The 14,270-nt window shown below is 72.7% G+C and carries 11 protein-coding genes; all 11 read left to right on the plus strand.

Annotated features, from left to right (window positions below):
- The first annotated feature begins 146 nt into the window (after positions 1 to 146).
- Positions 147 to 2,402 carry a putative bifunctional diguanylate cyclase/phosphodiesterase gene (locus ACWCPM_RS11885; protein ID WP_450976002.1) on the plus strand — a complete coding sequence of 752 codons (2,256 nt, stop codon included), beginning with the start codon at positions 147 to 149 and terminating at the stop codon, positions 2,400 to 2,402.
- Between the two features lie 118 nt (positions 2,403 to 2,520).
- Complete coding sequence (gene gatC, locus ACWCPM_RS11890; protein WP_004925108.1) at positions 2,521 to 2,817, plus strand: Asp-tRNA(Asn)/Glu-tRNA(Gln) amidotransferase subunit GatC; 297 nt, start codon at positions 2,521 to 2,523, stop codon at positions 2,815 to 2,817.
- Between the two features lie 5 nt (positions 2,818 to 2,822).
- Positions 2,823 to 4,319, plus strand: coding sequence for an Asp-tRNA(Asn)/Glu-tRNA(Gln) amidotransferase subunit GatA (gene gatA / locus ACWCPM_RS11895; protein WP_450976003.1), 1,497 nt, complete (start codon positions 2,823 to 2,825; stop codon positions 4,317 to 4,319).
- Positions 4,316 to 4,555 carry a hypothetical protein gene (locus ACWCPM_RS11900; protein WP_450976004.1) on the plus strand — a complete coding sequence of 80 codons (240 nt, stop codon included), beginning with the start codon at positions 4,316 to 4,318 and terminating at the stop codon, positions 4,553 to 4,555. Before gatA ends, ACWCPM_RS11900 begins: the two co-directional genes overlap by 4 nt.
- A gap of 16 nt (positions 4,556 to 4,571) precedes the next feature.
- Positions 4,572 to 6,086, plus strand: a complete 1,515-nt coding sequence (gene gatB / locus ACWCPM_RS11905) for an Asp-tRNA(Asn)/Glu-tRNA(Gln) amidotransferase subunit GatB (RefSeq protein WP_450976005.1) — start codon at positions 4,572 to 4,574, stop codon at positions 6,084 to 6,086.
- A gap of 85 nt (positions 6,087 to 6,171) precedes the next feature.
- A complete protein-coding gene (locus tag ACWCPM_RS11910; RefSeq protein WP_450976006.1) occupies positions 6,172 to 6,699 on the plus strand; it encodes a hypothetical protein in 528 nt (175 codons plus the stop codon).
- Positions 6,700 to 6,892: 193 nt separating this feature from the next.
- Positions 6,893 to 9,151 (plus strand): MMPL family transporter, encoded by a 2,259-nt coding sequence (locus tag ACWCPM_RS11915; protein WP_450976007.1) that lies wholly within the window; start codon positions 6,893 to 6,895, stop codon positions 9,149 to 9,151.
- Positions 9,129 to 9,704 (plus strand): GNAT family N-acetyltransferase, encoded by a 576-nt coding sequence (locus tag ACWCPM_RS11920; RefSeq protein ID WP_450976008.1) that lies wholly within the window; start codon positions 9,129 to 9,131, stop codon positions 9,702 to 9,704. The genes ACWCPM_RS11915 and ACWCPM_RS11920 overlap by 23 nt, the downstream gene beginning before the upstream one ends.
- 35 nt (positions 9,705 to 9,739) lie before the next feature.
- The gene (locus ACWCPM_RS11925; RefSeq protein WP_450976009.1) at positions 9,740 to 10,333 is read left to right on the plus strand and encodes a hypothetical protein; all 594 of its coding nucleotides are present in this window, start codon (positions 9,740 to 9,742) and stop codon (positions 10,331 to 10,333) included.
- A 490-nt stretch (positions 10,334 to 10,823) separates the two neighbouring features.
- Complete coding sequence (locus ACWCPM_RS11930; protein ID WP_450976010.1) at positions 10,824 to 11,009, plus strand: hypothetical protein; 186 nt, start codon at positions 10,824 to 10,826, stop codon at positions 11,007 to 11,009.
- A gap of 191 nt (positions 11,010 to 11,200) precedes the next feature.
- A complete protein-coding gene (locus ACWCPM_RS11935; protein ID WP_450976115.1) occupies positions 11,201 to 14,263 on the plus strand; it encodes a helix-turn-helix transcriptional regulator in 3,063 nt (1,020 codons plus the stop codon).
- The last annotated feature ends 7 nt before the right edge of the window (positions 14,264 to 14,270 follow it).

The raw sequence follows: 14,270 nt of genomic DNA on the forward strand, positions 1-14,270 counted from the left end.
TGTGCACCTGCCGTGCCCAGCCGCGGTCGGGGCATTCCCCTGCTCCCGGTGGGCACGGGGAACGGTCTTCCCCACGCGGTGCCGTCGAGGGTTGTCGGGCATCGGGCCGCGTGGCGTGGGCACCGCCGGCTGTGAGAGGGACGGGAATGGAACCGACCGAGAGCGCCGACCCCTACTCACGGTTGCGGCGGATGGCCGGCGCCTGGCGCGGGGGACTCTGCTCGGCCTGGCGCGCGGGACTCTGCTCGGCCTGGCGCGCGAGTCCCGCCGCGGCACGGGACCTGGGCGCCCCGCGGCGCGTCGCGCTGGACGGGCACGGCGCCGCCTCCCTGACCGTCGGACTGCCGGACACGGACGCCGAACGGCACCTGTCCTGGCCCGCGCTGCCCGCCGCGGTCGTCGCGGCGGCCGGGTTCGCCCTCGGCGCCGGGTTCCTGCGGGCGTTCACGGGCAACCACGCGCTGTTCCCGTCCGGCACGGCCGGCTGGGCGCTGGCCGTGCTGACGGGCATCATCGTCGGCCACCTCGTCGCGCTCGGCCGCGCCCGCTGGTGGGGCGGCACCGGCTCCGGCGCCGCACTCACCCTCGCCGTCCTGCTGTTGTACGGCTGGGTGCCCGCCGGAATGGTCAGCCTCACCGTCGTCATGCTCGTCGGCGTGGCCCGGTGCCACCGCTGGCGGCAGGGCGCGCTGCACGGCGCGGTGGACATCCTCGGCATCGGCGCCGGCGCCCTCCTGCTGGCGGCCTTCGGCCGCGTACCGTCGGTCGAGTCCCCCTGGGACCCGGCCACCTGGACCCTGTACACCGCCACCGAGGTGGTCCTGGTCGCCACCGCCTACCTCGCGGTCTCCCGCACCCTGCTGTGGTACCTGCAGGCGCCCCGCACGCGCGGTCTGCCCACCATCGCCCGTACCGCCCTCGTCCGGCACGGCCTGGTCGCCGTCGCGGTGCTCGGCATCGCGCCCCTCATCTGCGTGGTCGCCGTCGCCAAGCCGATCCTGCTGCCGCTGTTCGCCATACCCCTCATCGCCCTCGACTCCACCCTGTGGATAGCCCGGGCCCGTGCGGAGGAGCAGCTGCGCGATCCGCTCACCGGGCTGCCCAACCGCCAGTGGCTCCTGGAGCGCATCTGGACCGCGCTGGACGACGCGGAGCGCATCGGCGCCCGTGCCGCCCTCATGCTGATAGACCTCGACCGGTTCCGCTCGGTCAACGACACCCTCGGTCATCTCGCCGGTGACCGGCTGCTGTTGCAGACCGCCGACCGGCTGCGGCTGGCCCTGCCGCGCGGGGCGGAGGCCGCGCGGCTCGGAGGTGACGAGTTCGCCGTCTTACTGCCGGTCGCCGACTCCACGACGACCGCGACCCGGATCGCCCGCGGTCTGGTCACCGAGCTCAGCTCCCCCCTCGACCTCGACGGACTCACGCTCGTGCTGGAGGCCAGCGCGGGCGTCGCCGTCTTCCCGGACCACGCGCTCGACGCCGAGGGCCTGCTGCGGCGCGCGGACGTGGCGATGTACCAGGCGAAGCGGGACCGCACGGGAGTGGAGGTGTACGAGTCCAAGCGGGACTCCAACACCCCGGACCGCCTCGGCCTCCTCGCCGATCTGCGCCGGGCGCTGGACGCCCACGAGGTCGAGGTGCACTACCAGCCCAAGGTGCGTTTCGACGGGCAGGTGGCCGGCCTGGAGGCGCTGGTGCGCTGGGCGCACCCGGAGCGCGGGAAGGTGCCGCCGGACGAGTTCATAGCGATCGCCGAGTCGTCGGGGCTGATGCCGCATCTGACGGAGTACGTGCTGGAGACGGCGCTGGCGCAGGTGGCGCGGTGGCGGTCGCAGGGCCTCCTCGTGCCGGTCGCCGTGAACGTGTCCCCCCGCGACGTGCACACTCCCGGCTTCGCGGGCTCCGTCGCGGCCCGTCTCGCCAGGCACGGGGTCCCCGCGGGAGCGCTCCAGCTGGAGATCACGGAGCATGTGCTCCTGGAGGACCCGCAGCGGGCCGCCGACACGCTCGCCGGGCTCACCGGGCACGGCGTGAAGATGTCCCTGGACGACTTCGGCACCGGGTACTCCTCGCTGGTCCATCTGCGCCGGCTGCCGTTCAGCGAACTGAAGATCGACCGGTCGTTCGTGGCGCGGCTGGCGATCGACACCCAGGACGCGGAGATCGTCCGCTGCACGGTGGACCTCGCGCACTCGCTCGGCCTGCTCGTCGTCGCCGAGGGCGTCGAGGACGACGAGACCTGGGAACGCCTGCGCGACCTGCGCTGCGACGCCGTCCAGGGGTGGCTGGTCGCGGCGGCGATGCCGCCGGAGGAGACCACGGCGTGGCTGCGGGCGCGGGGCTCACGAGGGTGGCAGCGCCCCGCGGCCGCCCTGCCGGCGGTGGCCTCGGAGGAGTAGCGGCGGGCGGCCCGCGAGGCCCGCCCCCCGGGCCCGGGGGAAACCGTTTAACAGGTACGCGCCGCCGCCCCATAGGATTGGGCCCAAACCACTCACACTCACCCCAGAGGATCGCTGCATGCCTGGCATCACGCGCGAGGAGGTCGCCCACCTCGCCCGGCTGGCGCGTCTGGAGCTGAAGCCCGAAGAGCTCGACCACTTCGCCGGCCAGCTGGACGACATCATCGGCGCGGTCGCCCGCGTCAGCGAGGTCGCCGACCAAGACGTACCGCCGACCTCGCACCCGCTCCCGCTGACGAACGTCATGCGCCCGGACGAGGTCCGCCCCTCGCTCACCCCCGAGCAGGCGCTGTCCGGCGCCCCGGCCCAGGAGCAGCAGCGTTTCAAGGTGCCGCAGATCCTGGGGGAGGAGTAATCCGCATGACGGACGCAATCATCAAGCTCACCGCCGCCGAGACCGCCGCGAGGATCGCCTCCGGCGAGCTGACGGCCGTCGAGGTCACCGAGGCCCACCTGGCCCGTATCGAGGCCGTCGACGAGAAGGTCCACGCCTTCCTGCACGTCGACCGCGAGGGCGCCCTCGCCCAGGCGCGTGCCGTCGACGCCAAGCGCGAGCGCGGCGAGAAGCTCGGCCCGCTGGCGGGCGTACCGCTGGCGCTGAAGGACATCTTCACCACCGAGGGCATCCCCACCACCGTCGGCTCCAAGATCCTGGAGGGGTGGATCCCGCCGTACGACGCCACCCTCACCAGGCGTCTCAAGGACGCCGACGTCGTCATCCTCGGCAAGACCAACATGGACGAGTTCGCCATGGGGTCCTCGACCGAGAACAGTGCCTACGGCCCCACCGGCAACCCCTGGGACCTGACCCGCGTCCCCGGCGGTTCGGGCGGCGGCAGCTCCGCGGCCCTCGCCTCCTACCAGGCCCCGCTCGCCATCGGCACCGACACCGGCGGCTCTATCCGCCAGCCGGCCGCCGTCACCGGCACGGTCGGTGTGAAGCCCACGTACGGGGCCGTCTCCCGCTACGGCATGGTGGCGTTCTCGTCCTCCCTCGACCAGGGCGGGCCCTGCGCCCGTACGGTCCTGGACGCGGCGCTGCTGCACGAGGTGATCGCCGGGCACGACCCGATGGACTCCACCTCGATCGACGCCCCGGTCCCACCGGTCGTCGAGGCCGCCCGCAACGGCAGCGTCGCGGGCATGCGCGTCGGCGTCGTCAAGCAGTTCCGCGGCGAGGGCTACCAGGCCGGTGTCATCCAGCGCTTCGACGAGACCGTCGAGCTGCTGAGGGAGCTGGGCGCGGAGATCGTCGAGCTGGACTGCCCGTCCTTCGACCTGGCCCTGTCGGCGTACTACCTGATCGCCCCGTCGGAGTGCTCCAGCAACCTGGCCCGCTTCGACGGCCTGCGCTACGGCCTGCGCGTCGGCGACGACGGCTCGCACTCCGCGGAGGAGGTCACCTCCCTGACCCGCGAGGCCGGGTTCGGCGCCGAGGTCAAGCGGCGCGTCATGCTCGGCACCTACGCGCTGTCCAGCGGGTACTACGACGCGTACTACGGCAGCGCGCAGAAGGTCCGCACCCTCATCACGCGGGACTTCGAGAAGTCGTTCGAACAGGTCGACGTGATCGTCTCCCCGACGACGCCGACCACCGCCTTCGCGATCGGCGAGCGCGCGGACGACCCGATGGCGATGTACCTCGCCGACCTGTGCACCATCCCGACCAACCTGGCGGGCAACGCGGCCATGTCGCTGCCCTGCGGACTCGCGCCGGAGGACGACCTGCCGGTCGGGCTGCAGATCATCGCCCCGGCGATGCAGGACGACCGCCTCTACAAGGTGGGTGCCGCCGTCGAGGCCGCCCTCGTGGAAAAGTGGGGGCACCCGCTTCTGGAGGAGGCTCCGTCGCTGTGACTGCACTGACCAAGGCCAAGGGCTTCAAGAAGTCCAAGTCCGGTACGTACCTGTCCATGGCCGCCACCGCGTTCGGCGCGATCGGCGTGGCCAAGCAGATCAAGAAGGCCCGTGCCGAGAGCGACACACTGCGGCTCGTCGACGCCGTCGTGACCGCCGCCGGTGTCGTGACCGGCCTCGCCATGCTCTACCGCGAGCTGAAGCGGCTGGGCGACGACGACGTCCTGCTGGGCTGAGAGGGAAGTTTTCACCGTGACCACCACGACCGACCTGGTGTCGTACGAGGACGCGCTGGCGTCGTACGACCCCGTCATGGGCCTCGAGGTCCATGTCGAACTCGGCACCAGGACCAAGATGTTCTGCGGCTGCTCGACCGCGCTCGGCGCCGACCCGAACACCCAGACCTGCCCCGTCTGCCTCGGCATGCCCGGCGCGCTCCCGGTCGTCAACGCGACCGGCGTCGAGTCCGCCGTCAAGATCGGCCTCGCGCTGCACTGCGAGATCGCCGAGTGGTGCCGCTTCGCCCGGAAGAACTACTTCTATCCGGACATGCCGAAGAACTTCCAGACCTCCCAGTACGACGAGCCGATCGCCTTCGACGGCTACCTCGACGTGCAGCTGGAGGACGGCGAGACCTTCCGCGTGGAGATCGAGCGCGCGCACATGGAGGAGGACACCGGCAAGTCGACGCACGTCGGCGGCGCCACCGGCCGTATCCACGGCGCGTCCCACTCCCTGCTCGACTACAACCGCGCCGGCATCCCGCTGATCGAGATCGTCACCAAGCCGATCGTCGGCGCGGGCGAGCGTGCTCCCGAGATCGCCCGGGCGTACGTCCGTGAGCTGCGCGAACTGATCCGTGCGCTCGGCGTCTCCGAGGCCCGCATGGAGATGGGCCAGATGCGCTGCGACGTCAACCTGTCGCTGATGCCCAAGGGCGCCGACAAGTTCGGCACCCGCAGCGAGACCAAGAACGTCAACTCGCTGCGGTCCGTCGAGCGCGCGGCCCGCTTCGAGGTCATGCGGCACGCCGCCGTGCTGTCGTCCGGCGGCACGATCGTGCAGGAGACCCGCCACTTCCACGAGGACACCGGGTCCACCACCTCGGGCCGCGTGAAGGAGGAGGCCGAGGACTACCGGTACTTCCCGGAGCCCGACCTGGTCCCCGTCGCCCCGTCCCGCGAGTGGGTCGAGGAGCTGCGCGCCGGGCTTCCCGAGCTGCCGCTGGTGCGCCGTAACCGGCTCCGCGACGACTGGGAAGTCTCCGCCACCGAGATGCAGGCGATCCTCAATGCCGGTGCGCTGGACCTGATCGTCGCCACGATCGAGGCCGGCGCCGACGCCGCGTCCGCCCGCAAGTGGTGGATGGGTGAGCTGGCCCGCAGCGCCAACGAGTCGGGCACGGCGCTCGACGAGCTGGCGATCACGCCCGCCCAGGTCGCCCGCGTCACGGAGCTGGTGACCACCGGCGACCTGAACGACAAGCTGGCCCGCCAGGTCATCGAGGGCGTCCTCGCCGGCGAGGGCACGCCCGACGAGGTGGTCGACAAGCGCGGTCTCAAGGTCGTCTCCGACGAGGGTGCCCTCGGTACGGCGGTCGACGAGGCCATCGCCGGCAACCCGGCCATCGCGGACAAGATCCGCGGCGGCAAGGTGGCAGCGGCCGGCGCCCTGGTCGGCGCGGTCATGAAGGCCACCCGGGGTCAGGCCGACGCGGGCCGTGTGAAGGAGCTGATCCTTCAGAGGCTGGGCGTCGAGGAAGGCTGAGCCATCGCGTCGAGCGGGGGGCGTGGCGATCTCGCCACGCCCCCCGCTCATTTGCCCAGGTGCGAGCCCGCTACGCTCGCCCGCCATGAGCGGACGTGCTGATCCCGAGACGCCCCCGGAGGCGGCCGAGGCCCCTGTCGAGCCCGAACAGGACGCCGAGGGAGCCGGGGAGGCCGAGGGCGCCGAGAGCGTTGAGCGCGCCGAGGAGGCGAAGGGGGCGGAGGATCCCGGCGGTGCCGAGGATGCCGGGAGTGCCGCGATGTTCGAGGGTGCCGAGGATGCCGGGAGTGCCTGGAAGCCGGTCGGTGTCGAGGACCGCGAGGACCGCGAGGATCCCGAGGGCGCCGAGGACGCCGGCGATTTCGAGGGGGAGGCGCGGCGGGCCCGCTGGACGGCCGCCGGGACCGGCGGGTTGCTGACGGTCATCGGTACGGCCGCGTCCTTGCTGCGGGTCATCGGTCCCGCGCCGGCACTCGTACCGGCCGCCTACGCCCTGGGAGCGGCCGTCTGCGCGGGCGCCGCGGTCCTCGGGGCGCGGGGGCGGACCCGCCGGGCCCTGTGGCTGCTGGTGGGGGGAGTGATGGTGATGGCGTGCGGAGACCAGTTCGACTGACGGGTGGGTGAGGGGTCCCCCGCTGCCCTGTGAGCCGCCTCGCACCCTGTGAAGAAGCGCACGAAATCGCCCAACGATCATTTATCCCTGCAACAGTGGCCAGACATTGCTCATGTGTTCTTTGCGGGCTGTTCAGTACATGGACGACTGTTCCCGATCAAAGACCAACAAGTCGCATCTTGGGAGCACGTTCGTGGCAGCCCTAGCACGGTGGTGTGTTCGGAACCGTTTGGCCACGGTTCTCCTGTGGCTCCTCGCCTTCGGCGGGGTGACCGCAGTCTCCGCCGTGGCGGGAACGGCCTACTCGAACGACTACCAGGTCCCCGGCACCGAGTCGGACACGGCAGGGCAGCTGCTGAAGGAGGGCTTCCCCGACCTGGGCGGGGCCTCCGGCACGATCGTCTGGCACACCGGATCCGGGTCGGTCCGCGCGGCCGACGTCGAGCAGACGATGACCCGGGCGCTGCAGTCGATATCCCAACTGCCCGGCGTGGCCACCGTGGTGAGCCCCTACGACGGCCAGGGTGCCGCCCAGATCAGCGAGGACGACCGTACGGCGTACGCCGCCGTCGCCTTCGACGCCCAGCCCGAGGACGTCGACGAGTCCGAGGCCAGGGCCCTCGTGGACATCGCCGAGGACGCCAGGGCCGACGGTCTCCAGGTGGAGCTCGGCGGTACCGCCCTCGGGCTCGTGGACACCTCCGGCGGGCATGTCGCCGAGATCGTCGGAGTGGCGGTCGCCGCGGTCGTCCTGTTCGTCGCCTTCGGCTCGCTCGTCGCCTCGCTGCTGCCCATCGCCACCGCGCTGGTCGGCGTCGGCACCGCGTACGCCGGGATCGCGCTGCTCGGGCACGCCATGACCGTCGCCGACTTCGCCCCCGTGCTCGGCGTGCTGATCGGGCTCGGCGTGGGCATCGACTACGCGCTGTTCATCGTCACCCGGCACCGGCGCGGACTGAAACGCGGCCTGAGCGTCAGCGAGGCGGCCACCGCGGCCGTCACCACCACGGGCCGGGCGGTGGTGTTCGCCGGTGCGACCGTCTGCATCGCGCTGCTGGGGATGCTGATCCTCCGACTCGGCTTCCTCAACGGCGTGGCCATAGCGGCCTCGCTGACCGTGATGCTCACCGTCGCGGCCTCCGTGACCCTGCTGCCCGCGCTGCTGTCCTTCGCCGGGATGCGCGCGCTCAGCCGCCGTGAACGCCGCCGGCTGGAGGAGAGCGGACCCGAACCCGAGCTGCCGGGCGGGTTCGCCGCCCGCTGGTCCGCCTTCGTCGAACGGCACCCCAAGAAGCTCGGTGCCATCGCGCTGACGGTCATCACCCTGCTCGCCCTGCCCACCCTCTCCCTCCGCCTCGGCACCTCCGACCAGGGCAACAACCCCGAGTCGTCGACGACCAGGCAGGCCTACGACCTCCTCGCCGAGGGTTTCGGACCCGGAGTCAACGGCCCCCTCACGCTCGTCACCAGGATCCATGGCGCCGAGGACCGGCTCGCCGCCGACGGCCTGGGCAGCGCCCTGCGCGGCACCGAGGGCGTAACCGCCGTGACCCCGGTGATGTTCGACTCCGGCGGCCACATCGCCTACCTCACCGTCGTCCCCGAGTCGTCCCCGCAGTCGGCGAGCACCAGTGAGCTCGTCGACCGGCTGCGCACCGACGTGCTGCCGCGCGCCGAGGCCGGCACCTCGCTCGACGTGCACGTCGGCGGCGTCACCGCCGGCTACGACGACTTCGCGGACGTCATCGTCGACAAGCTGCCGCTCTTCGTCGGGGTCGTCATCGGCCTCGGCTGCCTGTTGCTCCTGCTCGCCTTCCGGTCCGTCGGCATCCCGCTGAAGGCCGCCGCGATGAACGTCGCCGCCGTCGCCGCCTCCTTCGGTGTGGTCGTCGCGATCTTCCAGTGGGGCTGGGGCAGCGATCTGCTCGGCCTCGGCCGCGCGGGCCCGATCGAGCCCTTCCTCCCCGTCATCATGGTGTCGGTGCTGTTCGGGCTCTCCATGGACTACCAGGTCTTCCTGGTCAGCCGGATGTACGAGGAGTGGCTGGAGACCGGTGACAACCGGCGGGCCGTGCGGATCGGCCTCGCCGAGACCGGCCGGGTGATCAACTCCGCCGCGGTCATCATGATCTCCGTCTTCCTCGCCTTCGTGCTCAGCGGTGACCGGGTGATCGCCATGTTCGGCATCGCGCTCGCCGCGGCCGTCGCGCTGGACGCCTTCGTGCTCCGCACCCTGCTGGTGCCCGCCCTCATGCACCTGCTCGGCGGCGCGAACTGGTGGCTGCCCCGCCGGCTCGACAAGTACCTGCCCAGGATCAGCATCGAGCCGCCCGAGTGCCGTGCCGCGCAGGAGAACCTCCCGGACGTCGAGGCCGAACGTGAGAAGCTCACTGACGTCGTGGACGTACTGGAGAAGGAGCGGCGTTCGGATGTACGAGATATCCCTGGGTGACGACGGAGCCAGGCTGCGCCCCCTGGAGCCCTGGCACGCCGAGGAGTTCCTCGCCCACCTCGACCGCGGGCGGGACTTCATCACCCAGCACATCCCGTTCGGCTCCAAGGTCACCGACCTCGACTCCGCCCGCGGCCTCCTGCAGTCGTACGCGGACAGGCGCGCCACCGACAGCGGCTCCCTGCACGGTGTCTGGCTGGACGGCAAGCTCGTCGGCGGTGTCCTCTTCCGGCTCTTCGACGCCGCCACCGGCGTCTGCGAGATCGGCTGCTGGCTGGAGCCGGCGGCCACCGGGCGCGGCCTCGTCACGCGCGCGTCCACGGTCCTGATCGACTGGGCGTTCGGCGAGCGCGGCATGCACCGCGTGGAATGGCACGCGGCGTCCGGCAACACCGCCAGCCTCAACGTGGCGCGACGGCTCGGCATGACCCGCGAGGGCGTGCTCCGCGAGAGCTATCCCTGGCGGGGCGTCCGGCAGGACTACGAGATCTGGGCGGTACTGGCACCGGAGTGGGCCGGAACCCGCGCCCGGGACGCCCACGGCGATCGTTAAGGAACCTCTCAGACAGCGTCCGTACGGTGCCGGGCATGGGAACCAAGACTGTGGACGAGACCCCCGCCGAGACCCCCGCCGAGACCCTCGCGGGTACCGGCGCCGAGACCGTGGCGAAGACCGAAGAGGAGCAGGCCGGGACGGACGGAGCCACCGCCGCGGAGGACGGCACCACCCCCGCCGCCGAGGACGGCGACGAACATCCCGACGCGGTGCCGGCCGGGCAGGACGGCCCCACGGACGTCGCGCAGGGCGCCGGCGCCGTCGTCTCCGCCGCGCTCGGCCTCGTCTCGCTCACCGGCAGCTGGGTCGGCACCGTCGCCTCCGCGCGCGAGTCGCTGATCGGACAGATGCGGACCTCGCAGTCCGCCGACATCGCCACCATGGTCAAGGAGGGCTACGGCGACGCCTGGGCCGCCAACGCCCTGTGGGCCGGTGTGTTCGCGCTGGCCGCGCTGATTGCCGGAGCCGTGGTCCTGGCCCGGCCCGCGTTCGGCGTTCCCGGCAGGCCGCAGGCGCCGTGGATCAAGTCGGTCGCCTGGGGCGGTGTCTCCCTCGCCGTGATCGGCCTGCTGCTGGCCGTACTCAAGTACACCGGCGTCCTTCTCGGCCTGCCCGCCACGAGCTGACTGCCTGCGCCGAGATGGCCGCCCGGTACGGGCCGGTCTGCCCGCGCCGGGCCGGCTGCCCGGTACGGGGTTGGCTGCCTGCGCCGAGTCGGCTGCCTGGTATGGACTGGCTGCCCGCAACGAGTCGGCTCCGCGGCACGAGTTGACCGCCCGCCACGAGTTGACCGCCCGCCACGAGCTGACCGCCCGCGCCGCGCGCCGGTTGCCCGGCTCGGGCCGAATGGCTGCCACGGGCCGAATGGCCGCCGTCGGGTGATTGCTCGCCATGAGCCGCTGACTGCCCGCCATGGGTCGAACGGCCGCTGTTCCTGGGGGGTCTTAGGGCGCGCGTGAGGCACTTACGCGCCCCCTGAGACCCCTCACGCGCGTCTAAGGCCCCGCCCACCTCGCAAGATGCGGCACTCTCCCGATGTGGCGGACCCCTCTGGGAGACGAAGGTGGAGGCATCGCGGCAAGCGATGACACCCACCGGATCTCCAGGGGAGACGAGATGTTCGAGTACGAGCTGTCCCAGGCGCGCTCCGCCGAACTGCTGCGCCGGGCGGAGCACGAGCGTACGGCCCGCGAGGCCGTACGCCTCGCCCGCGCCGCCCGTCAGGAAGCCGAACCGCGTGCCGGGGAGAGCGAGTCGCATACCCGCCGCACCCGGCGGCACCGCTCTCCACGGGCCGCGTGAGTCGGGGGCCGGGCATCATGAGTGCCGCCGGACACGGGGGCCCGCACCGGCACGGGGCGGCGGAGGACCGGGCCACGGGCCCCCGCCGCCCCGTGGTCGCGGCACGCGCGGAGACCGGCGTCCGCGAAGGGCGGCGGCGAGTGCCGCGCCCCCTGCCGAAAACCGGTGCCGGGTTGTCGGACCCCCGTGCGATGCTCGGGGGCGTGGAGACCAGGTCCGTCAGTCCGGTGTTCGTCGGCCGCGCCGAGGAATTGGGCACGCTGAACGACGCACTCGCCCGAGCCGCGGCGGGGGAGCCGCAGGCGGTGCTGCTGGGCGGTGAGGCCGGTGTCGGAAAGACCCGCCTGGTCGAGGAGTTCGCCGCCGCGGCCGTCGGCAAGGGGGCCGTCGTCGCCCTCGGCGGATGTGTCGAGATCGGCGCCGACGGACTGCCCTTCGCCCCGTTCTCCAGCGCGCTGCGCGCCCTGCGCCGTGAACTGCCCGAGGAGCTGACCGCCGCCGCAGCCGGTCAGGAGGAAGAACTGGCCCGGATGCTGCCCGAGTTGGGTGAGGCGGGCGCGAGCCGTCACGAAGAGGAGGGCATGGCACGCCTCTTCGAGCTCACCGCCCGCCTCCTGGAGCGCGTCGCCGCCCGCCGCCCGGTCGTCGTCGCCCTGGAGGACCTGCACTGGGCCGACGCCTCCACCCGCCATCTGCTCGCCTATCTCTTCCGCACCCTGCGCACCGGCCGCCTCGTCGTCCTCGCCACCTACCGCTCCGACGACATCCACCGGCGCCACCCGCTGCGCCCCCTGCTCGCCGAACTCGACCGGCTGCGCACGGTCCGGCGCGTGGAGCTGCCCCGCTTCAACCGCGAGGAGGTGGCCCGCCAGATCGCCGGCATCCACGCCGCCGAACCCCAACCCACCCAGGTCGACGCGATCTTCCAACGCTCCGACGGCAACGCCTTCTTCGTCGAGGAACTCGCCGTCGCCGCCCACGAGGGCTCCTGCGGCGGCCTCACCGACTCGCTGCGGGATCTGCTGCTCGTCCGAGTCGAGGCGCTGCCCGAGAGCGCCCAGCGGGTCGCCCGGATCGTCGCCGAGGGCGGATCCACCGTCGAGCACAAGCTGCTGGCGGCCGTCGCCGGGCTCGCCGAGGACGACCTCATCGAGGCGCTGCGCGCGGCGGTGAACGCCAACATCCTGCTCGCCGCCCCCTCCGGCGACGGCTACCGCTTCCGCCACTCCCTGGTCCGCGAGGCCGTCGGTGACGACCTGCTGCCCGGCGAGCGCTCCCGCCTCAACCGCCGCTACGCCGAAGCCCTGGAGGCCGACCCGAACCTCGTCCCCGCCGACCAGCGCGTGACCCGCCTGGCCAGCTACTGGTACCAGGCGAACGACGCGGCCAAGGCCCTGCCCGCCGTCCTCGCCGCCTCCGTCGCCGCCCGCCGCCGCGACGCCTACGCGGAACAACTGCGACTGCTGGAACGCGCGATGGAGCTCTGGGACGCCGCCCCCGCGGACGTGCGCGCCGGGCTGCGCCCCGTCGACTACACGGCGTCCTACCCTCCCTGCGGCTGCGACCCCGCGACCACCCCGCTGCGCTATCTCGACCTCATGGCGGAGGCCGCCGTCGCCGGCCGGTTCTGCGGCGAGCGCGAACGCGCCCTGAAGATCACCCGGCGGGCGCTGAGCATCCTGGAGGGCGAGGACGACCCGCTGCGTGCCGCCTGGTTCTGGACCCAGCGCTCCCGGCTCGTACAGGCCCTGGCCCGGGGCGACGGACGGCAGGAACTGGCCACCGCCCAGGATCTGCTGCGCGGCCTGCCGCCCTCCGAGGTGCACGCCGAGGTCCTCACCAACGTCGCCAACTGGTCGATGCTGCACCAGCCCGGCCCCGAAGCCCTCGCCGCCGCCGAGCGGGCCGTGCAGTACGCGCGCATGGTCGGCACCCGCGAGATAGAGCTCAACGGCCGCCTCACCCTCGGCAGCCTCACCGCCCACGCGGGCGACCCCGTGGCCGGACTCGCGGAGATGTACGAGATCAAGGAACGGGCCCTGGAAGAGGGCTTCCCCTATGTCGCCGGACGTGCCTACGTGAACCTGCCGGCCGCGCTCGAAGCCATCGGCCGCTCCCGGGAGGCCGCGCCGATCCTGGAGGAGGGCGCCGCCTTCGCCCGGTGCTACGGCCTGCTCGACAGCGAGGCATGGGTGTGGTCCAACCTCTCCGAGTCGCTGAGCAGCCTCGGCCGCTGGCCGGAGGCCGAGCAGGCCGCGCAGAACGTGTTCCGGCACGGACGCAACGCCAAGCCCCAGGGCGCGGGTGCCATTTGCCTGGCCCAACTCGCCCTGAACCGAGGTGACATGGCCGAGGCGAAACGCCGGCTGGCGGCGGCTCATGCGGCGTTCGGCTCGCACGACCCCATGCCCCAGCAGTGGCTGCCGATGGCCACCATCGCCGTCGGCGTCGCCGCGTCGGAAGGCCGCCTCCTCGACGCCCGCGCCGAACTCGGCGCCGCTCTGGACGCCGGCTCCCCGCCCGGCACCCAGCTGTACGGCTGGCCCCTGCTGGTGGCCGCCGCCACCGCCGAGGCCGACGCCCGCACCCTGCCCGCCGCCGAGCCGGGCCGCGCCGGGACGCTCGACCGCATCCGCACCGCCGCCAAGACGCTCACCACCACCGCACCCATATGGCTCGCCCACGAGCAGTGGGTCCGCGCCGAGCTCCACCGTGCCGAGGGCAGCGCCACCGCCGACACCTGGACCCCGGTCGTCACCGCCTTCGAGCAGTTGGAACGCCCCTACGACCTCGCCCGCGTCCGCCACCGCCTGGCCGAGGCGCTGCTCGCCACGGACGCCGCGGGCCACGGCGACCGCGCCACCGAGCTGCTGCGCCTCGCCCATGCCGTCGCCGACCACCTGGGCGCCCGCCCCCTGGCGGACGCCGTCACCCTCCTCGCCCAGCGTGCCCATCTCGTCCTGGCGCCGGCGCCCGGGCCGAAGCCGGTCGCCGACCCCGCCGAGGCACTGGGCCTCACCACCCGCGAACGCGATGTGCTCCGCCTCGTCTCCGACGGCCGCACCAACCGCCAGATCGCCGAGGAACTGTTCATCTCCCCGAAGACGGCCAGCGTCCACGTCTCCAACATCCTGGCCAAGCTCGGCGTCTCCGGCCGCGGCGAGGCCGCGGCGGTGGCCCATCGGCTGGGCCTGTTCCCGTCCCTGACGCACACCTCACGGACCACGCCGAGGGCGGGCTCAGGCTTACGCTGAAAGCGAC

The organism is Streptomyces sp. NPDC002309 (assembly GCF_053593375.1).